The following is a 24492-nucleotide window of genomic DNA, read 5'->3' as shown; positions in this document are numbered from 1 at the left end:
TAATTTTATGAGAAAAAAAGAGTACATATTTCTGCTAATATTGATATTCATATTTAGCCAATGTAAAGATAAAACATCTTTGCATTCTATTAATGCAGGTAGTTTTAACATTCAAACTCCCAAAAGTTGGAAGATTGTCGAAGAAAAATCTTTTGACAGTTTCGTAGCCGGTATTATTACAAATACAAATGATACAATTATTATTGAACAGGGGTTTTACTCACCAATGTTAACAGAACAAGAACCTACGATTCTACCTGTCAATATGAAGAAAGAATTAGTTTTAAAAGGACTGGATACTTCAAGTTTAATTTTTTCAGATGAGTTGGACAGAGATAAATTTCGAAAGCAGAATGTGAACTTTATACATATTGACAATCATGAGGCTAAACTTGTTTATCCGCGCCGCATAGGAAATGGAATTGTAGGTGTGTATTTTGATAGTATTGGTAATAATCCCAATATGGGAACTGTTAAACTTTCAATTTATGGAAAAAACTTAGATTCCACAATACAGTTAGACCTTATTAATGCAATTAAGAGCATAAAATTTGGTAGTGGTCAAAATGGGTAATGTATCAGATTTGTTGGTGACGTTGAAAACAACTAAAAACGGAAATAAACCTAAAACAGCCCGCACGGGCTGTTTTAGGTTACTTACCATCCATACTCCACTTTGACCTGTACTTTTTGGCTAGTCGCTTATAAACCAGCAAACATTGCATCAGATTAGCACAGGCTTCAAACTCCTTTCTGAAATCCCCATCCAACATGAGGTAACAATCCTTCTTAGTGATATAAAGTGCTGTTTCTTTAGTATCAGTAGTTTCATCAAACTGAAAGGCAGGATTTTTCAACTTATACAACTTGAAAGTCTGTAACGTCGAAGGGTTATAACTTATCAAGTACCCGTCCCAAACCAAAACGTGTACCCCATTTTTAGTTACTACCCACCGATTACTCGTTTTCTTCCTCACTTTGTGTGTCCTCAAATAAACAGTACACCGTATCTGGGTTGTTGAATAACACCATATACCGGCTACCGTTCAGGGCTTCTTTCACATACCCGGCCTTGTAATACACCGCCTTCTTTATTCCTTGCGCGTCAGTAAATTCTTTCTTAGTAAGAACATTAAGATACTTCATAACAGAACTACGGAGGTTAAATTACCCCGTAAAAAACTTTAGAATTAATTGATAACATTTTGAACGGCATTTTATTTCACAAGGGTTAAAACAGATTGGCAAGACATTGACAACATACAGAAGGTATTGTGCGACGTTAACGACGGTAAAACATTTCCGCATACTGCGGCTTACCTCTTTAACACCGAGGAGTATATCCTTTGCTATAAATCCCCTGTTGTTATGACTGTGTAGTAGTTATTCAAACCTGGATTAATGCTAATAAGTCAGCCAAGCCTGTTTTAATTAACCCTGTGCAATAAAATACCTACCGGATAGTATCATTATGTTCTTTAAGCCGCAACCTTGACAGGTTCGTTGATTTCGACGTACTCACGGGCAATCTCCATAAACCGTTCTTTGTTCACTTGTAAATAGTTGAAAGAACTTTGAGGGTTAGTGTGCCCCAATATCGCTTGCACATCACGCACGTTACCACTTTTGTTGAGGATGCTATGGGCTTTTGCATGGCGAAAACAGTGCGGTGAGATTTTGCGTTCAATTCCCGCTTTCAATGCTGTTTCCTTAACCCAACGCTCAACAGTGCGTGGAGGAATATGTTTGTTCTTACTACGGAAGGTAGTAAACAATGCATCTGCCTTTACATCATCCATACAAAACCGCAGTCCGAGGTAGAGGTTTAGCAAACGGTTAGTTTCGCTTCCCCACACCACCGTATTGTAACGAAAAGTTTTTCTGCGTCGTACGACGGCACAGTGCATCCCCGTTATGCTGGTATCCTGCAAATCACTGATGTTGAGTTCGCAGAGTTCTGATACTCGCATACCAGTATCATACAGCATATACAAAGCCAGCTTTCTTTGAAGAGAGCTAAAAAAGCCCTCATGCAATACACTTACCATTTGCTTAAAGTCGGCTTCGCTAACCCCCTCTTTCTGGGGTGCAGTGTATCGTATAATCCGTATCTCCTTCGGGTTTACAGTGTGAATGCCCCGCCCACTCCAAAACTCATAAAAGTTTTTGAGAATGTTAGCAGAATAAGCAATCGTAGTCCGGCTATATCCTTCCCTTTCCATCTTACGATGAAAGCTAATGATATAATCCCCTGTAATATCAGTCATGGGAGTATTATCCCCCACAAATAACAAAAAGGAATCAAGACGGGTTTTGTATCGTAATGCCGCCGTCGGTGCGTATGATTTTTTCCAATTAAGGTATATTTCTATTGCGTTTTTAATAACCATATAAATCACAAATGACCCGCCAAAAGTCTATTTTAGCGGGTCATTTGTGCAGGCCATTATCGCAAAAGGGTGAACCTTTAATATGGTTGTTGAGAAATGCACTATTGATTGCCGTTTGTAGACTTAACTTCACTTTCGTGGAGTAATCCCTTTCGGGACAACGGGTTTTCCTGGTTGTATAACTACTACTAGTATTAATAATACACCCCTTTGCTCTGCCCCACCAATATTGACATTTTTTAAAATTATTGGTGATTAGCCTTGCAGTGTAACAATTTTTTAGTTTTACACAACCTCTTTATAAAATTTTGATAATTTTTTTAACAGCATTTAAACTGCGTATGCCTAATTTAATAACACATATTTAAAATTATTGCAATACTTGACACCATAATAATCTTATTGTATTTTGCAGGAAAAATAATCACAATGAATACTATCTACGATATACATAGCAACCTTGGATTTATAGGTTTTTGCATTATTAAAAGAGACGGAACTATTGCTAAAAGTTGGTTACTACTTTTTGAGACAGTAGGGACAGAACAATTCCAATTGCCTGGCACGCATGATACCTATAACAATCAAGAGGATATTGATATAATTCGGGATTTAATGCTTAAAGCAATTCCGACTCTAAGAACTAATGAATTAATTTATTACGCAATTTCCCCCTCCGATAAGCGTTTAGACATTTAAATTTTACATGACGACTTTTCTTGTCTGTACAACGCAAAACGTTTAGTTTCTGCAAACAGACTCCAAGCCCTTTCAAATTCAGCTCAATGGTCACACTCTGCTTTTTGATTACTTCCCTGCTACGCCCGGGAAATTCAAAAACCATCAATTGAATTCTCAACCGCTTTCCGTCACAAAGTGGCGCAAACAGAACCCGATTGTTCGTGCCTCAAACCTCATAACCCTTTGCAATACCCATAAACAAAGTAAACCCTACCACGCAATCCGGGCCGTGCAGCAGGTTTGCTTTGCCCATTTCGCCATCCCGTAAACACAAATAGGCGTAAACGGCCTTAATTATTTATTTTTCCTTTTTCAGCGGCTTTTCTTCTTTTTTCTCTTTTTCACCCCGAAAGGGGCTAAGCAAATTTCATCCTGCCCTCTTGTCAAGGCCGGGGCCTTCGGTGTATTCACATTTTTTCTTTCGTTCCTCATAAAAAATATGACCTACAGCCTTGCCAATTCCGCCATACCGCACAATGGGGAGTTGCTTATCCCTTTCGGGGGAAATGTTTTTTGTTGTGAGAGAACCCTCTCGCACAGCTAAAGCAAAAGAAAAAACAAATCATTTACAACAATGAGTACCCCAAACAAAAACGGCAACGGTGCGAAGGAAGTAACACCCGCCTCAAACGACAAAAACACTACTAACGGTAAAGCAAACATCCCCGCTATTCCCCCTGTGCCCACCGCTGAAGAATTGAAAGCCCAAGCCTTAAAAGAACAGCAAGCCTACTTCGACGGGTTGGCGCGGTTGGTATTTATGCGTGGCCGCTACCAGGAACACAAAGAGGCAGTTGAAGAATTAACCTTTGAGCGTGAAGCTACAGAGATGTTTGAACACGGCCAAGCCTTTGGCGGTAAAATCGTGCTGACTGACTTTAGCGGCAACAGCTATGAGATTAAAAACCCAAAGTTGGTTATAGAAGTGCGCAACCACCTACTAACCCTGTTTACAGGCAAGATAGAAGACCTTGAAAACGGCATTTTTGCCTATGCTGAAAAAAAGCAGGTAACAACCCCCGCCACTAATTAACAAAAGTTCTACCACCCGCCAAACGGCGGGTGGTTTAATTCCCTATTAAGAAGTACACCAATGGAGAACACCAACGAATTATACAAACGGTTGGAAACGCTGGTAGCCCACCGTAAAGCACTGTCACGTCAAACAGACCACCTTAGAGTTATGGAACAGGAGCATACAATAAACGGGTATCCAAAAATGCGCCTTTCCATCGAAAGCCACCCGCACACCTTCAAAACGGTAAACAAAGCCGTAATAAAAAAAGTATTCGCCCTGCTACAGGCGGAATATAGAGAACTGATAAAGCAGAAAGAACAACAAATACAAGCACTCACCCTACAACTAAATACCCCGAAACCATGACAACCACGACAGAAAAAACACAGGAACTAAAAGATAAACGAGAACCCCGCCCAATAGAGGTTGCACGGGAACGCCTAAAACTCCTAAGCCTTGAAGTAAAAGACTTAGTAGAAGACGGCACATTTGAAACTATAAACGATGCCATAATGGAAACGCTTTATAAAAGCCGAGAACACCGAACCTTTAACAGCTTTATGGGTTGGAAACAGCAAGGCAAAAAAGTGAAGAAAGGAGAAAAGGCATTTTTACTATGGTCGAAACCCAAGCAAGTGCCGAAGGAAAACACCCCGCAGACCGATGAAAGTGACGAAAACAAGCAAGAGGACGAATACAAGTTTTACGGTATCGCCTACCTATTCTCTAACGCACAGGTAGAAGATATTGAAATCCCTGAAAGTGAAGAACAGGAATCTGAACCACAAGGCAGGCAGTTAGACCCTTTGCCATACGATTAGGGGGTAACAAAAACTTTCTATATCCTGTATAGGGTGTATGAGGAGAACGGCTCTTTATGGGGCCGTTTTTTTCGCGCCGGGAAAGCGGCAAACCCTTGTCTTTTTATTTTCTTTTTTTATGGTAAGGGTTTATCTCTTAATTATTTTTTCAATCCCATTCTTTATTATTAAGCAAATCAGCTACATCCTTTGATTCCATACCGGGCTTAAAACCAGGTATTTTATTAAGCCAAACATATTTTTTTGCTCTTATAGGTGAATGTTGCTTAACATAACAAGTGGTATAAAAATTATCTACTAAGAAAAACTTATTATCATAATCCAAGTCGTAGTAACCAGTATCTTTTATTATCCCTATTATCCGTTCTTTTTCACTATCTGTTAGTGAATTAACATTAAATCCATTCGTACCGATTAGCTGATTAGTTTCCTTGTTGTAATTGCAAGACGCGACCTTCATAACCTTACCGACAGCGTAAACAGTCCAGTCTGCGTAAAGACCTAAATATTTGAAGGGTGTATTATGATTTCTTGAAACAGGGTCGTAATAGATATTATATTTTTTATTTTCTTCGTATGACCAGTTAGTGGTAACTACTAGCATTGTATTGTCTGCAAAATTGCCTGTGAAATTCTCACTTTTTTCAAGTTCAGATACTTTTTCTGTAATAATATTTTGAATAAGTTCCTGCTTCTGTATCGTACTTTCAGTGACCTCTTCTTCAATTTTGGCTACCTCGCTAACTATTTCTTCTGTAATTGCCTTTCTTTTATTATCCATGTATAACTTGGCTTTGAAGCCACCGGGAAACTCAAGTTCATTGATGTCCTTAAAGCGACTAATTATTTGCCCTCGGAACATTCTAACAATTATTAGGATTACAACCGGCCAAATTAAAATTTTTAAATATTCAGCAATTATTTTTGCAATTTCCATATAACAATCTCAAGGTTAAAGAAATAGATTATTGTTAGCAAATCTATAAATTATTTTTGCTAAATCAACAGGGGATATCCAAATTAGGGCATTGGAACCTCGTTTATTTCAGAGCGTTTTAATATCAACCAAATGTAACAAAGATGTATTCAATCCCTTACTTATTTCAAACAACAACAAGAAATTAGGGTTCGTTCCCCCACGCTCTATTCTGGATATTTGCTGATATTCCAAATCCACCGATTCACCTAATTGTTTTTGCGTCATTCCCTTTTCTTCCCGGATGCGTTTGATGTTTTTTCCAAGTGCTTTTAAAATTGCCTGCCTTTCATTGTTTTCCATATCTCGAAAGTGGGAAAGGCTGTAAAAAATAAACTAAACAATATTGTTTAGTTGATAAATCTTGTGTACCTTGCTGAGAAATTAATTACCGTTATGAAGCACAACATTAAAGTATTAGCTGTATTGATGTTTATAAGTATTGCGTATGGCTGCAAAAAGGAAAAAGAACCTACTCCTGAACCGGGACAATCAAAAACTCCAATGTGCAGAGTTAAAACAGTCAGAGATGATGACCGCCAACCTTTCAGAAGCGTAACCTATGAATACGATGCCAATGGAAAGATTACAAAAAGTATCAAGCAAGACGGCTCATACACTCGCTATGAGTATTCAGGCGACCAACTTATTCTTAAAGAATACACGCAGCTTGACCAACCAATTAAGTCAAGTGCTGAGATAACTCGTTATGTCAATACACAAGGGTATATCGTAAAAGTAATAAGTAAGCTGTCACAGTTTGTGAGCGATACAGTTTACTATACATATTCATCCGACGGGTTCTTGATACAAGAGATATGGCGTGGACAAAGCAGTTCGAGCACCAAATCAACAACGATAATATACACCGTTGAGAATGGTAATACCGTTACCATAAAGGGTGTGTCAGAGAAGTTTAACGGTACACGCGATTCTACAGTATCGAGCTTTACTTTTTTATCCGTGGAAAACAAGGCCGGACTGTATCAATACCTCTCTGGCGATAACAACCCGATGAGCCGCTTTTATGGCAGGCCAAATAAAAACCTGATTAACACACATACAAATAAGTACGATAATAAAACCGAAGTATCACAATATAACTATGACATGAAAGACGGGTTACCTTCTTATTCATATTTGAGCCTGCCGGGAAATCCAGACTATTTCAAAACGAAGTATGAATTTGAATGCAAATGAAATTATCTATATCTATACTATTGATGTTAGCAGTATGTGCAGGATGCAGCACAAAAGAACTTGACCGCACGGAGGCTGCGGAGTTAATTACGGCATACTATGAGTACCCAAATGTGGAAGTGGGCGTATTTAACAGTCTTATGGGGTATGCCACTGAATATTCTTGGCTTCTTGAAGAAGGATACTTATATGGCCATAGAGACGCGTTCCACATGCAGATTACGAGTGTGGGAAAACCGTATGAATTTCCCCTTTGCAACGAAAACGGCTGGTGCTTCGCCACCAATATGAGACGTTTTAAAGAGATAACGGGCATCAAATATGAAAACCCAGATAAATCTAAAGCTGTGGTTGAGTTTACCGCTGAACGGTACAACATTACTCCGTTCGGAACACAAAAGAAGTTTAGCGAAGGGGAAACGGTTTCGTATCATGTGGTGGTGGAACGGTATGATGACGGCTGGCGGATTACCACGCCAAATGGGAAGAATTTCAAAGAGGCTGATTTCCCTGATATTGAGGAGTTTTTGGAGAATTAATAGATAATAGTTTGTTAGAAATTTAAAGCACCCGTGCGCGGGTGCTTTTTTGTTTTACCCGCTTCCCTGCCCACGGCTCACTGTGCCTGTTTTGCCTTAATAGTTTTTTGTCGTGGGCTTTTCTGTGATGAATGTACCCGCCAGTGCAAAGCTACAACCCGCCCGGATTGATGCGCAACCAATGCTCTTACAGATTCCTAGTTGCACACAATCCTTATTAGACGGGCTGTTATGGCTTGCTTGTCGGATTAACAATTCATTAAACAGTAAAAGCCATGACACACAAAAACACACTTATTACCAAAACATTAGCTGCACAGTTCGCCCGCATTGGCGACCAACGCGACGTTAAAGACCCTATGGTAGTTGCCAAATTCTTCGGCGGCTCATCGGCCACCTGGTACGCCATCAGCTACGACCCTGAAAGTCGCATCTGCTTTGGTTATGTAACCGGATTGGGTTACCCTGAACTCGGTTACTTTTCCATCACCGAATTGGAAAGCCTAAAGATGCCGCCTTTCGGTCTGCCTGTTGAGCGTGACCGCTGGTTCACGCCGTGCCGCCTTTCAGAAGTGAAAGCCAAACTACCGTAGGGTTTACCCTTTGGTAAAACAAAAAAGCTACCCGACGGGTAGCTTTTTTAGCCAGAATGGCTTACATTTTAATTCAGTAGCTTGCCTGCTCTTACAAGTCCACAAATAAACTGGTCTGGTTGGTTACTCCAATAATTTGTATCGCATACTATAACTAATCGCCTTTTTGCGCGGCTTACTGCCGTATTAATAAGATTAACGGCATTAACTCTAGCATTTCTACTGTCTACCATAAACGGCGAATGAGAATCAGAAACGCTAAATATCACTGTCCCCCATTCTTGTCCCTGAGACTTATGGATAGTCATAATTCTCTGGTCATTTCTTATCTCATTAAGCGTATGACCGATTAAATAAACTTGGTTATTATAAGGGGCTAGTATTGCAAAGTCATTATCCGTCTTATGGTACAAAGCAACATAATGTTCTATAGCCACTACTTCGCCAACGTTTTCCCATTTCTTTTTTCCCTGCTTTCTATCGGCATGAATAATTATAATTTCTGTATTGTCGATGGTAGACACGCTTTTAAAGCCATTTTGATATACGAATTTATCTAACACGTTAGCCAAGTTATTTCCAAACCTGTGTGTTTCGGTCAATTCAGCTTTTACTGTGGTTGTAAAGGTCGGTTCCGTATTGTTCTTTAAAATTGAAAATAAATTCTCAAAGGACTCATGAAAAAATGATTCAGAATGCAATGAAGACTGTAAAATAGGAAGGCAAACTTTATTTTTTTCGTCTAATTCCTCAACCTTCATTTCTGTTACTGGCGGTAACTGCATGTGGTCACCTAAAAAAGTTATTGGCGAATTTAAGGTAAACAGAACAAATGCTTTTGCAGCATTGCTGTACGCAGCCTCATCAATAAAAACATGTTCAAAAACAACATCTCTGTCAAGATATTTACCAACAAAGCCGTCTAAGGTTGCGCCAACAACATAGACATCTTTGATTCGTTCATCAATACTTTGGGCTTCCAACATTGCAAGCTCGTCAACATATTTATTCAGTTTTTGCTGTAAATCTGTAGAAGAATATTTACTATACTCATTTTCAAGCATAGCGGAATTTTCCACATTTTTATCTAAGGTTTCCAGTATCTCTCTCAGGTTCTCAATAGATTTTTCTCCACCAATGTTATTTAGAGTCCATGCTTCCTGCATTTCAGGAGAAAGAAAGCTAATTGCTAAAATATTTTCTTTTAATTTTTTTAATTTCTTGTTATATTGTTGAACTGTAGTATTCTGTTCTTCCACACGATAATTAAGTTGACTTTGCTTATTTCTGTCACCTAATAGCTCAGCTTCAACAGTTCTTATTACCCTTTCGGTCGTATTAATTTTACTATCGTAATACCCATGTGAAAATGCTGTAACGATGGAACCTAAAAGAGAGCTTTTATTTCTTTCAAATTTTAATATTTGGCTACGTTTTAGGGCTAATATATTCTCATTGTGAGATATTCTTTCATTAAACTGCTTGATTGTATTAGCACATTCCTTTATTGAATCAGAGACCGAAGCTACCTCCTTAATTATTTTGTTCTTCTCATTTCTCAAGGATAGCAACTCATTAAAGGTCGCCTTATCTATTGCAACATCACTAATTCCCAAAAGCCCTTTTAGAATTTGAATTTGTTTCCGCAATTGTTGAATTTGCCTTTCTATCCCGGCCACTTCACACACTTCAGGATATTTTTGGGCAAACTTTCTCGACGGATTGCCAATCCTTAATATCTTTTCCCTTGCGATTCCTGCACTGTCTGTAAACTCTAAAATTCCTATCATCACTTGTTCTAAGGCCACATTTGTTGGAGCAAAAATTCCAATACGTTTCCCCTCACGGATATATTTAAGTAAACTATTGGCAAGAACAAACCGTGTTTTACCAGTTCCAGGCGCACCCCATATGTATGAAAGTGGATTATGAAAAATAGTATTTAATGCTATTTTTTGCTGTTCGCTAGGATTTGCTATTGGTAGGTAATCAAAATTAGTAGAATCAAAACCAATGTCTGGTTTTCTAACAGGTAGTTTTATTCTACTACCCTTTTTTTCATAGTATTTTCCTAAGCGTTCTATTAGAAATTTCAGGTCGCTTATGACTTTAATATCACGCGCTTCAAGTTGATTAAAATTGACTTCACATTCTGGCGTTGGTTTTATCAGAAGCACCCTTTTGTCATAATCATATTCGAGTATTTTTATTTGCGCCGTATCATATATTTTTCCGCTACGGGGGAATTCAAACACAATGGCATCTAGACTAAACAATTGAGCGTTTAATTTTAAAGAATAGCTTCCTTTATCTTTTAAAGGATTAATCTCATACACACCTATTTCAGAGCGTCCTTTACCCTTTTCCTCCATCCACTTGTAGTATTGTCTACATGCTGCAATCAATAAATTCTTAATTTCTTCGATAGTCATAACGTATGCCAAATGTACTATAAAATAAAAAATTGGTACAGTTAGTTTTTGAGCAAGATAGCACCTTCCTCATTGATAGAATTTTCGAGCGTGAGTAAGGTGCTATCTTGACGGGGTTGCACCCCGTGCCCCGCAAAAAATAAAACCCCGCCAGTTTTGACTGGTGGGGTTAATTTTTTAATATTTTTATGAAAGGTACAATTTATCGTTCCAATTCCCTGTCCAGATTATATGAACCTCCACGGATAGCCCGGATTTCATCCAGCGCTTGTTGTTCAGGCGAGAGGTCAACAGGCAGTTTTTCCAGTTCGTGCTGTTCAATACCCAAGCGCGAGAAACGGAATTTTAAATTTCCATGAACTACGCCAGTTGCAATCCCCTTTCGTTCATAAGACGGCAGTTCATGGTGCATGAGCATTTCGATAAACTCATTCTGGGTACTAGCTTTTTCAAAACATTCACGTACTGTTTTCGCAATATCTTCTTTTAGTAGTGTGCGCTTAGTACGGGCTTTGTATTGATATTCCCTATCCGTAAGATATTCTTTACCTTTACCATGCTCGCAAATACTTTTATCCAGTTGTGGGTACTTTTCCCTGTGGTAATTTTGAAAATCTATTTTTAATGTTTGCAATGCTTCCCGTGATAAACGGTGTGCTTTTGATTGACGGTATTTTAAACCGCTTACTTGAAAATGGATATGTACGTGGTCGCGGTCGAAATGGGCGAAGCCGAGATACAGAGCATCTTTGCCGCGAAGCTCGATATACTTTTGACCTAAATCGCGGAGCATTTCAGGGGTAACACTTTTGCGGTCAGCGGCAGCTACCGACAAAATTTCATGGTAACAGTAAATAGACCGGGAGTGTTTAGTTTTTCTATATAAGGCTTCGTTTTCGTAAAACTGCTTAATCCAACTTTCCTTATCGTTCTTTCCCCGTAGGTTGTGGGTGATTAATACAGGTGGATAATCAACAGATTTTTCGTGGTTTAAAATATAATTTGTTAAGTTTCTAAACGCCGCGGCACTATGGCGTGGCAACAATTTGATAAGCATCTTTGACATGACGGTTGAGGTAGTGAACCAATAAAGATTCACTTTGTAAGAGATAATTTTCAGCGTCGCTATTCGGTGAGTTTTGGTAGATATTCATGTATGCCATGCCGATTAATTGCAGTACCTTGAGTAAGGTATCGCGGTCAGCAATAAACGGTTTGTTTTCAATGGCACTAATGGCAAGGTCGTGAACAAATGTAGTAGGTTTTAATCCCACACCTTCCGCCAGTATTTGTAATTCTGTAAACTCCTTTACGGTTAGGCTTATGCGTATTTCTTTTTGGCGGGTATTCCGCAGTTTCCATTCCTTTTTATACAAGCGCACGTATTCCCTTTTGGCTTCTTGGATAGCTTCTTCGGAGCCATCCAATACGCCTTTATCCAATAAAAATTTAAATAATTTTTTACTGTGGATTTTACGCATGGCCGTTACAATGTGATAAGCGGAACAGTTTGCCAGGGTAACTTCGAGGTTATTTCAGGGGCAGGTAATTGACTATACTGCTTTAATTTTTTGTTTTCATAGAAGGGGTACATATTGGTGTATATTGCCTTAGTACCAACAAAAACCAGTGCCCTGTTTTGGCCCAATTCATAAACTTCCTGCGGGGTTAATAATTCCCTAATTCGCTTTGTTTTTTTACCTGTTTCTTCATCTTCAATTTCCACTTCCCTTTTCCCTAAGCGACTGGAAATACTCTGACAGGTTTGCATATCCTGCCCCGGAAAATAAACACGCGAGTACATATTTTGTAGTATGGCGGTTGCCTGATTCTCCCCATAGACATGCTTAATCTGGTGTTCACTTTGCACCACCAAAAAACAATTCGCTTTAAATTTCCGTAGATTACTAACCGCCAGTTGTATGGACGGAATGTATAAACTGGAAAATTCATCAATGAGAAAGTAAGTGTGTAGGTCGTCTTCATGGGGTAGCTCCTCCATTAATTCTGCGAAAAACTGCTCAAAAAATATAGAGGTTATAACAGAATAAAATGGCAGTGATAACGTACTGTTTTGAATATAGAGGGCGGTTTTTTGTTTTCTGAATGCTTTAAAATCTATACTGTCAAACGAGGTTAACAACTGGATATTGGGTGAGTTCCACAGGTTTAATGCGCTCCGGCAGGTGGCCACAATGGAGCTAATCACCTTTTGGTCGTAGCTTAAAAAGTTTTTGTATTCCTGAATAATGAAACGGTCGCCGCTTTTGGCAACCAAATTATCCAAAGACCCTGACGAATAATTATCCAGTAAATATTTTACGTTGGTTAAATTCCTTAGTTCCTGCTTTTGCTCTTTTAATACAAGTAATACTAACATTGTCAAAAAAGCCGATGCCTGTAAATTCCAAAAATTATCAGAGCCATTGCCACTGCCGAGGGTGTTTCGGATGAGCAAGTTACTTACCTTTTGAGCATCGGTAATACCGCGAACACGCGAAATTGGATTATACCCATCGCTTACTTGCGGTTTATCGTAATTTAATATTTTAATTCCAAAATTATGGAAGTGATGGAAACCGAGTGTATTTTTTGCCAGTTCCAGTGAACTATCGTGAATGATAACGGAGTGGTCAACCATGTTGTACAATGTGGGTTGCAACACACAACTGGTTTTGCCGTAGCCGCTCCCACCGATGGCAATCCCCCCTTGCAGGGCGGTATGTGCCGAAGTACAGTACTTGCCCCCGAGACAAAAGCCGTCTCCGTCTTGGCTCAACACTTCTTTCACAGGAGCTAAGGCCGCTTGGTACTGGTTATTAAGTTCGGGTTCGGGAGGTTCTGGCTTCCATCCGGTAATCAAGCTGTACAGAAATTTAGCAAGTTCCCACAATAGCGTGAGGATGATAGAGATAATCTCATATAGTAGTTTTAAGAAGTCTTCGAATTTCATAATTGATATTATTTAGAAAGTGAATGTTTTAGAGAATAATTGTCAATGAACGTTCAGGTAGATATAGCCTGCAATAGCAAAAAGCAGGATAATTGTTTCCGTTGCGATACCTGTATTGGTTGTTACTTTTTGAGTGCTGTAGGTTTTTGTCGTACTGTCTTTGATGATGCCGATTAACAGGTGTTTCCCCATAAATAAACGGGATTTAAACACCCATGCAAGAGGGCTTTTCATGTATTAAATAGAGTTAGAACTGTAATTGCCGAAACGTTGGAGATTTTACCGGGATGCCGGATTGCTTGCGGTATCATAACACGCCGTCAGCATACCGCAACCTACGGAGTGACTTCCACTGTTACATTCGAGCGGGCAAAGTAGTCTTTAAGCACGCCAATCATAAACGCAAACACAGCCTCCTGTGAAAGCGGCGGGTTATGGGTAATTATAATTCGGAGCGGTTTTGTAAATTTTGGCAACGGATAGGCTGTTTGCAATATCTCAACTACCTGTGGGTGATGACTTGTGAGGGAGTTTATATCAGCATACGAAGAAAATAACCCCGTGAATTCCATCATATCCGTTTGCGCAACTATCACCCCTTCACTGCATAAAGAACAAGCTACAAACTCCCGTACCACCTGCGAGAGTTTATAAAAAATACGTGAGCTGTCTTTTAATGCGTTACTTACAGAAGGTATAGCATCCATCAAAGAATCTATCCCTCGCTCAAACAAAGCTACCGCACCGGGCCTTTTTGTAGCATTAGAGGTGAGGGCTGATACGCTTTCAAGTGAATACGTGCACATAGACGAAAACTGTTTGGCAGTTATTGTTACTATGCGCACTTCCACGCCGCGGTCGTGGTCTTCATGCAGGCCGGAGAGTTTTAGTACATCCCTACCTGTTACGTGCAACGTATCGTAGGCGGTTTGGTCATACAGTATCCCTACAAATCGTGTCGGTTTGGGTTCATTTAGGGAACAGGAAGAAAGCCCGATAAGAGCAGTAAGCCCTATTATTTTAAAGCCAATAGACGTACGGGTATTGGTAAACCTATCCTGCGAAGCCGAAGTAGCTTTCAACGGCTGTTTGCCTTTTACGATAAAATCAAGATTGGGTTCTTCATCAGCCATCCAATCGGGAAAACCGTAACGTGCATGGGTGCGGTAGGCTTCGCGGAAAGCTGCCACCACCTGGCTATACAGGCGGGCGATTTGTTCTTCCATTAAAACGGCCACAGCATCGGCATTAATAAGCAGGTCGGCTTCTTCCTGTTTGGCTGCGATTTGGTTGTTAATGTGATTGATGGTGTGGGTCAGTTTTTTTATTTTCCTTTTTTCCAGATGGCGCGCCCAGGCTTCCTTCAAATCATTAAGTACAGGTAGCAACAACAGCTTGGCCATCAGGTGTAACACCACGTAGCTGAGTAAATTGAACCCGTAATAAAACAGGTAGGCTGACCCATCTTGTTCTTGCCCAGTCGCCTCATCAAAACTTCTTCGTGCATAAATAAGCAAAACGAAAATTAGTGATACAAATAAGAAGCTTCCCCATTCTATAAGTCTTCGCCACCTAACCGATGAGGCACGCTGTGCAAGGATGCAGGAAAGCGCGGGCAGAAGTAGCAACGAGACACATACCCCTATGGAAAGTAATAGAGCAGAAAGCAGGTTTGTAGTAAACAGTTGTAAAGCACTTGAAAGTATCGTTACGTCTCCAGTGGCGATAACCACTGCCGTCAGTACAAACAGGAAAGACCGCAACAGTACACCCGACAAAGATGCATAGCCGTTTAGGTTGGCCTGATGTAGTGCCCGTTCCCGTTCGTATTCATCGCGGAGTGTTTTTAAGTCCTCTATTTGTGCCTGTACTTGGGATAACGTAAAAACTGTAAAAGAAAAGAGGAGCTGGTAGCAGTTTACCAATAACGAATTGAACGCCGCCGCGATACTGCCGATGCCATCGGCAAGGGTTCTTTTTCCGGTATCGGTGAACAATGCTTCTCTTGCTGCTGCGGCTCTTGCTGTGAGCAATTCCTTTTGAAAGGTGGCTGCGATGAGCTTCTGGGCAGCTTGCTTAGATTTTTGAAAGAGCTTTTTCATAGATGTATTTTATTAATGGTTTATCGTTCGATTTCTAGGTCTTGGGATGCACCCCGTGCCCTGACTTCTTTTAGCTCGTCAAGGACTGCGCGGTTAAACTCAAGTCTTTCCCGCCCTTCAAGCAGAGTGTGCGGGTCAATCTGCTGTTCTTCTTCAATTTGCTCGTTTAAAGTTTCAATGGTTTGAAGGAGCATTTCAGTCTTCTTCACTAACAGTTCTAATTCACGGGACTGCTCAGGTGTGCCCATATGTCCTTCGCTGCTGTGGATTTCCATGAGCAATTCGTCAACTCTAAGGGCTGCCATGTCATATTCTTCTGTTAATTTTTGTACCTGCTGTGCGGTTTCGTTTTTCATATTGGTTTGTATTAGCGGGTTAATTCATAGTCTTTTTCTATTGATTGGCTTCGGTCACGAGCTTCCTGAATTTCTTTTAGGGCAAGCTCAGTGCGCCTTTCTTCTTCAAGCTGGTCAAGCAGCCGGACAAAATCGAATTCGTTATCTTCTATATCGGGTGTGTAGCTTGGGATATTTTTTGCAGGACTAAATCCATCACGCTGCATTTCTAATACTTTTATATTCTTTTTTGCATCGCGCTCTTGTTGTTCCAGTTGCAAAATGCGTTCGCGAGCTTCTTTTGTCAAAAAGCCGTTTTCATCGATGTTATAGGTGTACTCGGTTTGGATTTCGTGGCGGATGGTTTCGAGGGATTCGTACAAGTACGCCAGTGTGTTTTGGGTTAGCTCCCGGTGGAGTAGTTCGGTGTTTGTTGTGGTTTTCATAAAATTTGATTTATAAAGTGATTGTTTAGAAAATGGAAATCGGTTTACCGGATTGAGGGCGTATTCATTCAACAGGTAAGAATGAATATCTTTGCCGTAATGGAGATTGAGAAAATCATCGGGCAAAACATTGAGCGCATACGCAAATCGCAGGGGTTAACCCAAAAGATGTTATGTGAAAAAGCGGACTTAATGCAAGCCAGGCTCTCCGAACTTGAGAACGGCAAAACACCGCCGAATGTGAAAACACTTGAAAAAGTGGCGGTTGCCTTGGCTATTCCCCTTGCCGAACTTTTTAGAGATACGACAAAGGCAAATCAATCTTTATTAGATAAGTTACAGGCCATTGAAGCTTTGCCGAAAGAAAAACGCAAAAGCCTGTTAATGACCATTGATGTGTTTTTGAAGGAACACAGCGACCTTAAAAGAGGTAGAAAGAAACGGTAGTTGCTTATTTATTTTTTTTGAGCCAATATCCAATACCCAACACCAAAGCTGAGGCAGCTATACTCAGGCACGGAGAGAGAAAAATCAGGTTGCCATCACCAATTATTTTTCCATAGATGGCAGCACCCCAACCGCATAAAAAGCCAAGTATTACCGAGTATTTTGCAAATGAAGACAAAGTTTTAAGCTTATTTTCATTTAATAGTAATGCAAATAAAATTGGCGGGAATAAGGACAGTGAGCCACCATAAATGGCAAACACCAAATCTGCAATACTGAAATCAAAATATTTTAGACCTTCTACAAGAAAAACCGCCAATAACGCCGATACAACCAACAGTATTCTTGACTTAATCAACTCTTGTTTAGAATCGGCCCTTTCAATTACAGTTTTGTTTTTGAATTTAGAAAATACATCCTCAGATAATGTATGGGACACTACTAATAAATTTGTTGAGGCAGTTGATAACATTGCGCCGAAAAGTCCTAGTACTACTATGAACAATATAATTTTCCCAATTATGGTGGTTGAAAGTACAGTAAGAAGTTCCATTAAAAGAGACTGGTTACTGGCAGGAGTTACAATTAAATAGGCAAAGCAAGCTAATAACGAAATCAAGCTCCACGAAAAGAAAATTTCCCAAATACTTTTTTTGACACCTTCAGTAACCGTTTCAGGATTTTGGGCTCCGCTAATGCGCTGCCATACAGACATATTAGCGATGTGTGTAGGAATGTTCATTATTGCAATACCAAAAAGAAAATAAACAAGACCCGGTCGGTAAGACAAGTCAAAAACCCCTTTCGGGGCTTTTGCAAATTCAGCAGACATATCGGGGACTTGTATGAGGTGGTAAATGTAATACCCGCCCAATGATATTATAAGGAACCAGATAAAGACCATTTGCCATTGGTCGGTTTTAATAACAGCCCTGAAACCGCCAATCATTGTATAAGCAAAGCCCACTAAGGATAAAAAAATAACAGTAGTCCATTCGGGTATTTGGGGAACAAGGCCCGCGAGAAATTTTGAGCCCACAATTAACTCAGTGGCATAAATAAGCAAAAAACCCAAGCTGGTACACAATGATGCAATAAAGGCCATTGACGGAGAATTGTATTCTCTGCCAAGAAACTCATGCATTGTTGGCCGGTGGTCAAATTTATTGAGCTTTTCCCATATACGGTTAATAAATAATTGGAGCAGCAGCATTCCTATTGCCGTTGTAACAGCCGTCCATAAGAGGTATAAACCAAAATATCCTGCTAACTCAAAATATGCTAAAACAATAGTAGCGAGGCTGACGGTCGTTGCGACTGTACTTTTACTAAATTCATTAGAGGTTTCGACCCGTGCGTTTCGGTTACCAAGTATAGGGAATAAATCACCCAAAGATTTGTTGTTCTTGCCAAGAACAAGCCCAATTCCTATATAAAAAATTGAGGAAAGGAGAATTGCTACCAGTACTATTGTTGTCATTTTTTTATTTTTAAATCAACAAAAAATCCGTTACTTAAGTGAAGATTAATATCTTGATATCTACCATTACCTAAAAGTTTTAGAATTTGCAACTGTGTACCCGGATAAAGCTGTACCACATAACCTAAATTTACAGCAACTCCAAAATACGCCATCTCCTCTAAGATATAATCACACGATAATTTAATGGCCTCCTCATGACGAACTTTAAGTTCAAGTCCTTTCTCTTTTTGCCGAAATAAAAATTCCTCAGCAGATTTTTCAATTACTCTGGCAAAACTTGAATTAGTACTATACGCCTGATAAACTTTTGTTAATTCATCTTTAGTTCCCTTCTCGTTAGCTATATCTTGCCATCTATATATTCTAAACTTACAGTCTGTCAATGAAGACACTATTGTCAAGAAATTTTTACTAAGTTCATTTCCTAATTTTAAACCTGTTTCTATCCCTTCTTCTTCACTATTATTATTAAATATTTTAACATTGTGCCTGTGTAATTTATCGGCAATTACGATAGCGCATTCACTAAATCTTGAATTTATCCAAGATAATAGTGCCGTTAGTTTTTCGTTATCCCAATAATTAACATTATTTATACTTACCCCTAAACAAGCACTATACTCATAGATTTCCTTTCGCTTATCTTCAGGAACAACATCATATATTCTCACTTTATATTTACTTGTTGCCATTGTTTGTTTCAGAAATCGAGGCCCATAAAGAATTTAAACTCTCCAATTTGTTTATTGATTCATTATATGTTAAACTTATTCCTTCCACAAGTTGCTTGGTTTTGTCATCCATTACCGCCAAAAATCCTATACTTTGCTTATTTTTCATTGTGAATATCCAAATAGCATCGTAAGTTTTTTTTCCTGGTTCATCTGGGTCGTAACTATTACCTGTGAGAACGTCGTTTATCTGTTCAGTGTTATTTTTCAAGTATGGGTCAGGGAGTGTTTCAAACTTAACTTTAGCCACTTTGTCATCAAACTCTTTCAATAGAGTTATTTCGTTACTGTCATTTAATGATTTATGCAGGTTTTTTTTAAAATCAGAGTAAAGCTTTGATTTTGGGAGGTTTGTAACACACATGAATTTAGCAATTTCAAAATCCTTCCATAGGTGTTTGTATTTATACCGTTTTAGATTCTCCCAACTGACGACATTTTCAGCATTTTTAATGAGACAAATCATTTCAACAAAATTATCCTGATTGCGCTCTTCCCATTGCCATAACCCCTTAAACCCTATTCTCACAGGTAAGCGCATTAGGCTTTCTTTAGTATCACTTAAAAAGTCAAAATATATAGTAGGAACGTCGCTCAAGAAATTTTCACTTATCGAGCTTTGTATTTCACTAGATGATTTATTAAACGAGTGGTAATTGGTGAGATATTCCCATACTTGTTTTTCAGTTTTTGTTTCATGGATTAAAGTATCCATTTCCGCATCTCCTTGAAGGCTTTTTTCAATAATTAATTGAAAAAGACTAAGTAATGCGCTGAGTTTTAAATCTGCCTGCTCTTTAATGGTTTTTATATAAAAGATATATTTTTCCTCAGTCGTAATGTTATTTTCATCCGCTTTTACCAAAGATTCAATATAAGAAAGGGTAGTCAAAAATATTGATAATGCTTCATAGCTGATTTTACGGTTGCTGGTACTTCTTTGAAAAGCTTCAATGATTTTTAAACTGTGGAAAGGCGATAAATTATTTATCCCCGCTTCAACAGACCGATAGTAGGTTGTACCAAGATTAAGTACCCTAGCAAATTCATCTGCATTTGAAATTGCCAAAAGGTCTCTGGTTTTTTTCAGAGCAAGCCCAAAGGATACAGTCATGGGATTTTTAAAATTTGCCATTTCTTATAATTTAGTACAAATTTGATAAAAATTTATGATACATACAATAAAAAACTATTTAGTTGATTTTTGTACTATTCTATTGATTGTTAAAGTTTACCTCTTATCTTTGTATTGCTCTTTGAAACAAAAAAGCCGCTTGGTAAGCGGCGTAAAGTATAAAGAAACTTGTGAGGAGGGGGCACTGAAGCAATTGCAACGCACCTGTTTAAAGGGCGTTAACCCCTGGATGTTGATTGCAGACGGGCACAGTGTCAGGTGAAATCTTATCGGGCTTGCTAAAGATAAGTGCCCCAAACCTCTTTAAGTTCTGAGTACAATATAACAAATTGCAGACCACAATCAAATGTGGAAATCTGAGTGACGCGTATAAGCATACTATCTTATATAAAGGCACAAAAGCTGCCGCCGTCAAATCCTATGATTTCTCAATCAATACTATTATGAATACTACATCTACTCCCCATCCAGATGAAAAACCTGAACCTGACCCTGTAAACTTTTACCGGGTTGCCAGTGAAAGGCATTTGAACCTTGAACGTCCTACTGGTCTCTTTACCGTCTCTAAAAATGTAAGGCAAGTGCCAAACTCTAAGTTCACCAGCACCAACGCTCTTATTGCAAAAGCCACTGAAATGGTGAAAACCTTTGAAGACCTATCAGAACGCCACAACGAACCCTACCGTGTGGCAGGGCCTGCAAATGCTGTAAAAGAATTCATCAGTGAATTAGAATTGCACATCGCTTATCACAACGGCGAGGAACCCGGGGCAACCCACCTGCAAGAACTGCACGCCCGGTACACTAAATGCCTTGAACGCTTTGAATGCATTGATGGCATGGAAAACTACCTGTAATTTTATTTGAATATTTTAAATAGCAAATATTCTCTATAGAGAATATTTACTATTTTTGCTTTTACCTTTTTATGGAAACACTTTTACCCGATTCAGAAGAAAATCCTTATCACACTAGTAAACTTTTGAAGGAGCTATTGCCTCACTTTAGGAAGGCACTCAGTGGTTTTCATAAAGTGCGGGAGGAAGTATTGCATACCTGTCGCATCCACGTTTTGGCTATTAAAGACATAGGCTACAACAACGGAAAAGCCCATCACAGCAAAGACGATGAGTACGCTTTAGAACTTAAAGCCGCCAGACTACTTCGGGTGATGAACAGCGGCTACCGCTGGTTTGGTAAAAAGCAGTTGGTGCTACCACTGTACGATACAGACCACAACCCTGTAAACCTGATGGCTCTTAAAGTAACCGAAACAGGGCTTGCCATTGATACCTTGTTAAATAAGGTACAGGGAACCTATCCCGCAGTTAACCCACACGCCAAAACCTTGCACCTATTCGGTGAGCTTACCGCTTGCCTTGCTTTCATCGCAGACGGAAAGATAAACCTTGATACCGCTTGTATGTTTGCCATCGGCGCAAAGCTCAATCCCCTGCAAATCGGTATAGCAAAACCGTTTTATCAAAACGGCAGCCTGGTATTTGATGAAAGCATTTCAATGGTGCAGAAAGAAATCATTATTAATGCGTTAGGGACTGTTGATGAAAAGCAAGAAGCCCCCGCACTTGCAGAAGAAGAAACAGAGCAAAGAACCCTTTATATAGTACACCCCCATAAACTCACACTGGAGGCGAGCTTTGGCGGAGAGTGGCAGGTGGTCGGTAATCTCGACAAAGACCTGGCTACCCTGAAAGTAACCCTGTTTTACCAAAACGCCCACCTTAAAAAATTCAGAGGCAAACTCGACCTGTTTGATACGGCGCAGGTGCAAAAATATAGTGAGGGGTTAAGCAGTCAAGAGTTTATACCAGAAGAATTAATCGCCCTTGACCTTGTAGACCTTACTGCACTGCTTGAAGCCCACCGCGAAAAGCAGTTTGAAGATTATAGACCCGAAGGCAACAGGGCTAAAGAAGAAATTACCCCAGAACGGCAATCCCATGCTGTTGAAGTCTTGCAAAAAAACAACCTGCTTGAAACCATCAACACCTTGTTAGAGAAAAGCGGTATTGTAGGCGAAGAAAACACACGCCTTGCATTGTTTTTAATCGCCCTGTCCTACAAAATGCCTGAGCCGTTGCATGCTGTTATTGTATCGGTAAGTGGGAGTGGCAAAAGCCATTTAATTAACGGTATTGCTGCCTGTATGCCCACAGATGATATTTTACAAATCACCCGAGCCAGCGCTAAATCCTTCTTTCATTTTGACGAGCAACAACTGGTAAACAAAATAATGGTGATACAGGACATGGACGGGATGCCGCGCGAAGCATTGTATGCCTTACGGGAACTTATCAGCTTTAAAAAGCTGTATTCTTCCCTATCGAAAAAAGACAAATTCGGCAACGTCAGGGCAGAAGTAAAACTGGTACAGGGGCACTTTTCCAGTTTGGCAGCCACTACCAACCCAACCATTTACTTCGATAACGCTTCCCGTTCCTTGCTTTTCAGTGTGGATGAAAGCCCGGAGCAGACCGAACGCATCAATGCCTATTTAGCCAAACTATCAGCAGGAAAAATAGACAAAGAAGAACAATACCTTGCCCGGCAACAAATCCGTGACATCGTTCGGATGTTGCAGGCCCGTGAAGTCATTAACCCATACGCCGAATATATTACCCTACCCAAAGAGTTGAAAGACCAGCGCAGGCTGGCGCCGATGTTTAACTCCTTCATCGGGTTAGTGGCGAACGTGAACCAGTACCAACGAAAAAGCGATGATAAAAACCGCATCATTGCTGAAATAGACGACATACAGCTTGCCGTCAGGATATTTTTTGATGCCATTGTATTAAAGGCCGATGATTTTGATAATTCCCTGCGCCAGTTTTATGAACGTTTAAAAACCTACCTGAAAGAAAAACAAGGTGGACAGCAGGCAGCTTTTACCCAGCGGGAAATCCGCTTGGCTTTTGGATTATCCAAAGCCCACGTTTCGCGCTTCTTGTTTGAGTTGCGTAGCCTTGAATACATCACCGTTACAGGCGGTTATAAGAACAAACAATACTTCTATTACCTCACTAATACAGACGACTATCAACAATTACGGGAAAGCATCAAATCTAACCTGTATGCACAGATTGAGGTCCTCAGAACACCGCCGCGAGACGCTAACTCTTTTGACCCCAAAGAGTCGGAGGCGTAGCGTCCCGTGTTTTTAAAAATATATACGCCAATTACTCAAACCCGGTACACCACATGGCACACTTTACAATAGAAAATCCCCAGTATAAAAAACACCTTGCTGATTTTTTGGTGATGATTGATGCGAAGAATTTAAGCGGTGGGCAAGCCCGTGCGTATAAATCCGCCCTGCTTGAATTCCTCTCATGGTTGGAAACAAACCAAGTAGAACAGGTACAGGATATATTGCCCCGCCATGTAAACCTGTATGCAGGGTATTTAGAAACCCGCCCCAATAGGCGACGGGAGGGAGGACTGAGCCAAAGCAGTATTGTAGGCACACACTTTTTAGCCATCCGCAGCTTCTTTGAATTTTTATTGGAAACAGGTGCGCTTGATGCCATTGTCCTGCTTCCTAAAAAACTGCGGGCGAAATACCAGCCCCGCCAAATAGCAACCGAAGAAGAAATAAAAAAGATATACGCAGTCTGCGAAACGTATCGCGACCGTTCCCTTCTATCCTGTGCTTATGGTGCAGGTTTACGCCGCACAGAAATACATTGGCTGGATATGTACGATGTGCAGTTATCCAAAGCACGGCTTTCCGTGCGGGAAGGTAAAGGCAGAAAAACACGGAGTGTGGTATTGTGCGAAGCCGTTATACAGGACTTTAAAACCTACCTCAATACAGAACGCACCCGCTATGTGGAGAACGGCAAAATACCTACCCATGCGTTTTTAGTAAACGACAGAGGTAAACGAATGACAGGCGACCACATGAACGAACGCTTAAAAGAACTGATAGAAAAAACAGGTAGCGAGGAACTGATTAAAAAAGAGTTGTCCCTGCACAGCTTGCGGGCAAGCATCAGCACGCACTTGGTAGATAGAGGGGCAGATATAGATTTTGTGCAAAGTTTCTTAGGACATTCCAATATTGATAGTTCTCATATATACATCCAACGTAGGAAACAAAAGCTACTCATACAATCCCAAAAATAAACCC

The 24492-nt window shown here is 39.9% G+C and carries 28 protein-coding genes; 12 read left to right on the top strand and 16 right to left on the bottom strand.

The annotated features are described in order from the left end of the window. Positions 1-7 precede the first annotated feature (7 nt). Positions 8-574, top strand: a complete 567-nt coding sequence (locus F9K23_08650; protein KAB2916170.1) for a hypothetical protein — start codon at positions 8-10, stop codon at positions 572-574. A gap of 79 nt (positions 575-653) precedes the next feature. On the opposite strand, the gene F9K23_08645 is transcribed toward F9K23_08650, so the two are convergent. From F9K23_08645 to F9K23_08635, 3 genes are all read right to left on the bottom strand, one after another. Further along, on the bottom strand, positions 654-857 hold the full coding sequence (locus F9K23_08645; protein KAB2916169.1) for a hypothetical protein: 204 nt from the start codon (positions 855-857) through the stop codon (positions 654-656). 100 nt (positions 858-957) lie between these two features. Continuing rightward, the gene (locus F9K23_08640; protein ID KAB2916168.1) at positions 958-1146 is read right to left on the bottom strand and encodes a hypothetical protein; all 189 of its coding nucleotides are present in this window, start codon (positions 1144-1146) and stop codon (positions 958-960) included. Positions 1147-1478: 332 nt separating this feature from the next. Further along, positions 1479-2390 carry a tyrosine-type recombinase/integrase gene (locus F9K23_08635; protein KAB2916167.1) on the bottom strand — a complete coding sequence of 304 codons (912 nt, stop codon included), beginning with the start codon at positions 2388-2390 and terminating at the stop codon, positions 1479-1481. 429 nt (positions 2391-2819) lie between these two features. Here F9K23_08635 and F9K23_08630 point away from each other — a divergent pair, with 429 nt between their 5' ends. The 4 genes from F9K23_08630 to F9K23_08615 all read left to right on the top strand — a co-directional run bounded on the left by F9K23_08630 (position 2820) and on the right by F9K23_08615 (position 4970). Beyond that, on the top strand, positions 2820-3089 hold the full coding sequence (locus F9K23_08630; protein ID KAB2916166.1) for a hypothetical protein: 270 nt from the start codon (positions 2820-2822) through the stop codon (positions 3087-3089). 616 nt (positions 3090-3705) lie between these two features. Continuing rightward, a complete protein-coding gene (locus tag F9K23_08625; GenBank protein ID KAB2916165.1) occupies positions 3706-4164 on the top strand; it encodes a hypothetical protein in 459 nt (152 codons plus the stop codon). A gap of 60 nt (positions 4165-4224) precedes the next feature. Next, positions 4225-4515, top strand: coding sequence for a hypothetical protein (locus tag F9K23_08620; GenBank protein ID KAB2916164.1), 291 nt, complete (start codon positions 4225-4227; stop codon positions 4513-4515). Continuing rightward, on the top strand, positions 4512-4970 hold the full coding sequence (locus tag F9K23_08615; GenBank protein KAB2916163.1) for a hypothetical protein: 459 nt from the start codon (positions 4512-4514) through the stop codon (positions 4968-4970). The genes F9K23_08620 and F9K23_08615 overlap by 4 nt, the downstream gene beginning before the upstream one ends. Positions 4971-5118: 148 nt before the next feature. On the opposite strand, the gene F9K23_08610 is transcribed toward F9K23_08615, so the two are convergent. Further along, positions 5119-5907 (bottom strand): hypothetical protein, encoded by a 789-nt coding sequence (locus F9K23_08610; GenBank protein KAB2916162.1) that lies wholly within the window; start codon positions 5905-5907, stop codon positions 5119-5121. A 108-nt stretch (positions 5908-6015) separates the two neighbouring features. Next, a complete protein-coding gene (locus F9K23_08605; GenBank protein ID KAB2916161.1) occupies positions 6016-6249 on the bottom strand; it encodes a helix-turn-helix transcriptional regulator in 234 nt (77 codons plus the stop codon). Positions 6250-6342: 93 nt separating this feature from the next. On the opposite strand from F9K23_08605, the gene F9K23_08600 reads away from it, so the two are divergent. The 3 genes from F9K23_08600 to F9K23_08590 all read left to right on the top strand — a co-directional run bounded on the left by F9K23_08600 (position 6343) and on the right by F9K23_08590 (position 8278). Further along, entirely contained in the window at positions 6343-7146 is an 804-nt protein-coding gene (locus tag F9K23_08600) for a hypothetical protein (protein ID KAB2916160.1), read from the top strand. Continuing rightward, positions 7143-7685: a hypothetical protein gene (locus F9K23_08595; protein ID KAB2916159.1), complete on the top strand. Its 543-nt coding sequence runs from the start codon at positions 7143-7145 to the stop codon at positions 7683-7685. The genes F9K23_08600 and F9K23_08595 overlap by 4 nt, the downstream gene beginning before the upstream one ends. 275 nt (positions 7686-7960) lie before the next feature. Next, positions 7961-8278, top strand: a complete 318-nt coding sequence (locus F9K23_08590) for a DUF2958 domain-containing protein (GenBank protein ID KAB2916158.1) — start codon at positions 7961-7963, stop codon at positions 8276-8278. Between the two features lie 68 nt (positions 8279-8346). On the opposite strand, the gene F9K23_08585 is transcribed toward F9K23_08590, so the two are convergent. The 8 genes from F9K23_08585 to F9K23_08550 all read right to left on the bottom strand — a co-directional run bounded on the left by F9K23_08585 (position 8347) and on the right by F9K23_08550 (position 16546). Next, positions 8347-10710 (bottom strand): hypothetical protein, encoded by a 2364-nt coding sequence (locus F9K23_08585; protein KAB2916157.1) that lies wholly within the window; start codon positions 10708-10710, stop codon positions 8347-8349. A 202-nt stretch (positions 10711-10912) separates the two neighbouring features. Then, on the bottom strand, positions 10913-11776 hold the full coding sequence (locus tag F9K23_08580; protein ID KAB2916156.1) for a relaxase/mobilization nuclease domain-containing protein: 864 nt from the start codon (positions 11774-11776) through the stop codon (positions 10913-10915). After that, entirely contained in the window at positions 11739-12191 is a 453-nt protein-coding gene (locus F9K23_08575) for a hypothetical protein (GenBank protein KAB2916155.1), read from the bottom strand. Before F9K23_08575 ends, F9K23_08580 begins: the two co-directional genes overlap by 38 nt. A 5-nt stretch (positions 12192-12196) precedes the next feature. After that, entirely contained in the window at positions 12197-13663 is a 1467-nt protein-coding gene (locus F9K23_08570; protein KAB2916154.1) for a type IV secretion system DNA-binding domain-containing protein, read from the bottom strand. Between the two features lie 42 nt (positions 13664-13705). Continuing rightward, positions 13706-13897, bottom strand: coding sequence for a hypothetical protein (locus F9K23_08565; GenBank protein KAB2916153.1), 192 nt, complete (start codon positions 13895-13897; stop codon positions 13706-13708). 101 nt (positions 13898-13998) lie between these two features. Then, positions 13999-15765 carry a hypothetical protein gene (locus F9K23_08560; protein ID KAB2916152.1) on the bottom strand — a complete coding sequence of 589 codons (1767 nt, stop codon included), beginning with the start codon at positions 15763-15765 and terminating at the stop codon, positions 13999-14001. A gap of 20 nt (positions 15766-15785) precedes the next feature. Continuing rightward, complete coding sequence (locus F9K23_08555) at positions 15786-16121, bottom strand: hypothetical protein (GenBank protein ID KAB2916151.1); 336 nt, start codon at positions 16119-16121, stop codon at positions 15786-15788. A gap of 11 nt (positions 16122-16132) precedes the next feature. Further along, the gene (locus F9K23_08550; protein KAB2916150.1) at positions 16133-16546 is read right to left on the bottom strand and encodes a hypothetical protein; all 414 of its coding nucleotides are present in this window, start codon (positions 16544-16546) and stop codon (positions 16133-16135) included. A 21-nt stretch (positions 16547-16567) separates the two neighbouring features. On the opposite strand from F9K23_08550, the gene F9K23_08545 reads away from it, so the two are divergent. Further along, positions 16568-16993, top strand: coding sequence for a helix-turn-helix transcriptional regulator (locus tag F9K23_08545; GenBank protein ID KAB2916149.1), 426 nt, complete (start codon positions 16568-16570; stop codon positions 16991-16993). Positions 16994-16997: 4 nt separating this feature from the next. Here the strand turns inward: F9K23_08545 and F9K23_08540 are convergent, their stop codons facing one another. Genes F9K23_08540 through F9K23_08530 form a run of 3 tightly spaced genes read right to left on the bottom strand, consistent with a single transcriptional unit; the run spans position 16998 to position 20342 of the window. Beyond that, positions 16998-18473 (bottom strand): hypothetical protein, encoded by a 1476-nt coding sequence (locus F9K23_08540; protein KAB2916148.1) that lies wholly within the window; start codon positions 18471-18473, stop codon positions 16998-17000. Continuing rightward, complete coding sequence (locus tag F9K23_08535; protein KAB2916147.1) at positions 18470-19168, bottom strand: tRNA-dependent cyclodipeptide synthase; 699 nt, start codon at positions 19166-19168, stop codon at positions 18470-18472. Before F9K23_08535 ends, F9K23_08540 begins: the two co-directional genes overlap by 4 nt. After that, positions 19155-20342 carry a hypothetical protein gene (locus tag F9K23_08530; GenBank protein ID KAB2916146.1) on the bottom strand — a complete coding sequence of 396 codons (1188 nt, stop codon included), beginning with the start codon at positions 20340-20342 and terminating at the stop codon, positions 19155-19157. Before F9K23_08530 ends, F9K23_08535 begins: the two co-directional genes overlap by 14 nt. A gap of 443 nt (positions 20343-20785) precedes the next feature. Here F9K23_08530 and F9K23_08525 point away from each other — a divergent pair, with 443 nt between their 5' ends. The 3 genes from F9K23_08525 (at position 20786) to F9K23_08515 (ending at position 24488) form a co-directional block, all read left to right on the top strand. Continuing rightward, on the top strand, positions 20786-21199 hold the full coding sequence (locus F9K23_08525) for a hypothetical protein (GenBank protein ID KAB2916145.1): 414 nt from the start codon (positions 20786-20788) through the stop codon (positions 21197-21199). Between the two features lie 71 nt (positions 21200-21270). Continuing rightward, entirely contained in the window at positions 21271-23508 is a 2238-nt protein-coding gene (locus F9K23_08520) for a hypothetical protein (GenBank protein KAB2916144.1), read from the top strand. Positions 23509-23561: 53 nt separating this feature from the next. Continuing rightward, positions 23562-24488, top strand: coding sequence for a tyrosine-type recombinase/integrase (locus tag F9K23_08515; GenBank protein ID KAB2916143.1), 927 nt, complete (start codon positions 23562-23564; stop codon positions 24486-24488). Positions 24489-24492 lie beyond the last annotated feature (4 nt).

The sequence above is a fragment of the Bacteroidota bacterium genome, from assembly GCA_008933805.1.
GTDB lineage: Bacteria > Bacteroidota > Bacteroidia > UBA8524 > UBA8524 > SB11.
Note: the sequence above shows the minus strand (reverse complement) of the source record. Positions and strands in the feature narration are given on the sequence as shown.

Coding starts and splice junctions, on each gene's coding strand:
- F9K23_08650 (KAB2916170.1), top strand. CDS start 8: ATGAGAAAAAAAGAGTACATATTTCTGCTAATATTGATATTCATATTT.
- F9K23_08640 (KAB2916168.1), bottom strand. CDS start 1,146: ATGAAGTATCTTAATGTTCTTACTAAGAAAGAATTTACTGACGCGCAA.
- F9K23_08635 (KAB2916167.1), bottom strand. CDS start 2,390: ATGGTTATTAAAAACGCAATAGAAATATACCTTAATTGGAAAAAATCA.
- F9K23_08630 (KAB2916166.1), top strand. CDS start 2,820: ATGAATACTATCTACGATATACATAGCAACCTTGGATTTATAGGTTTT.
- F9K23_08625 (KAB2916165.1), top strand. CDS start 3,706: ATGAGTACCCCAAACAAAAACGGCAACGGTGCGAAGGAAGTAACACCC.
- F9K23_08620 (KAB2916164.1), top strand. CDS start 4,225: ATGGAGAACACCAACGAATTATACAAACGGTTGGAAACGCTGGTAGCC.
- F9K23_08615 (KAB2916163.1), top strand. CDS start 4,512: ATGACAACCACGACAGAAAAAACACAGGAACTAAAAGATAAACGAGAA.
- F9K23_08610 (KAB2916162.1), bottom strand. CDS start 5,907: ATGGAAATTGCAAAAATAATTGCTGAATATTTAAAAATTTTAATTTGG.
- F9K23_08605 (KAB2916161.1), bottom strand. CDS start 6,249: ATGGAAAACAATGAAAGGCAGGCAATTTTAAAAGCACTTGGAAAAAAC.
- F9K23_08600 (KAB2916160.1), top strand. CDS start 6,343: ATGAAGCACAACATTAAAGTATTAGCTGTATTGATGTTTATAAGTATT.
- F9K23_08595 (KAB2916159.1), top strand. CDS start 7,143: ATGAAATTATCTATATCTATACTATTGATGTTAGCAGTATGTGCAGGA.
- F9K23_08590 (KAB2916158.1), top strand. CDS start 7,961: ATGACACACAAAAACACACTTATTACCAAAACATTAGCTGCACAGTTC.
- F9K23_08585 (KAB2916157.1), bottom strand. CDS start 10,710: ATGACTATCGAAGAAATTAAGAATTTATTGATTGCAGCATGTAGACAA.
- F9K23_08580 (KAB2916156.1), bottom strand. CDS start 11,776: ATGTCAAAGATGCTTATCAAATTGTTGCCACGCCATAGTGCCGCGGCG.
- F9K23_08575 (KAB2916155.1), bottom strand. CDS start 12,191: ATGCGTAAAATCCACAGTAAAAAATTATTTAAATTTTTATTGGATAAA.
- F9K23_08570 (KAB2916154.1), bottom strand. CDS start 13,663: ATGAAATTCGAAGACTTCTTAAAACTACTATATGAGATTATCTCTATC.
- F9K23_08565 (KAB2916153.1), bottom strand. CDS start 13,897: ATGAAAAGCCCTCTTGCATGGGTGTTTAAATCCCGTTTATTTATGGGG.
- F9K23_08560 (KAB2916152.1), bottom strand. CDS start 15,765: ATGAAAAAGCTCTTTCAAAAATCTAAGCAAGCTGCCCAGAAGCTCATC.
- F9K23_08555 (KAB2916151.1), bottom strand. CDS start 16,121: ATGAAAAACGAAACCGCACAGCAGGTACAAAAATTAACAGAAGAATAT.
- F9K23_08550 (KAB2916150.1), bottom strand. CDS start 16,546: ATGAAAACCACAACAAACACCGAACTACTCCACCGGGAGCTAACCCAA.
- F9K23_08540 (KAB2916148.1), bottom strand. CDS start 18,473: ATGACAACAATAGTACTGGTAGCAATTCTCCTTTCCTCAATTTTTTAT.
- F9K23_08535 (KAB2916147.1), bottom strand. CDS start 19,168: ATGGCAACAAGTAAATATAAAGTGAGAATATATGATGTTGTTCCTGAA.
- F9K23_08530 (KAB2916146.1), bottom strand. CDS start 20,342: ATGGCAAATTTTAAAAATCCCATGACTGTATCCTTTGGGCTTGCTCTG.
- F9K23_08525 (KAB2916145.1), top strand. CDS start 20,786: ATGAATACTACATCTACTCCCCATCCAGATGAAAAACCTGAACCTGAC.
- F9K23_08520 (KAB2916144.1), top strand. CDS start 21,271: ATGGAAACACTTTTACCCGATTCAGAAGAAAATCCTTATCACACTAGT.
- F9K23_08515 (KAB2916143.1), top strand. CDS start 23,562: ATGGCACACTTTACAATAGAAAATCCCCAGTATAAAAAACACCTTGCT.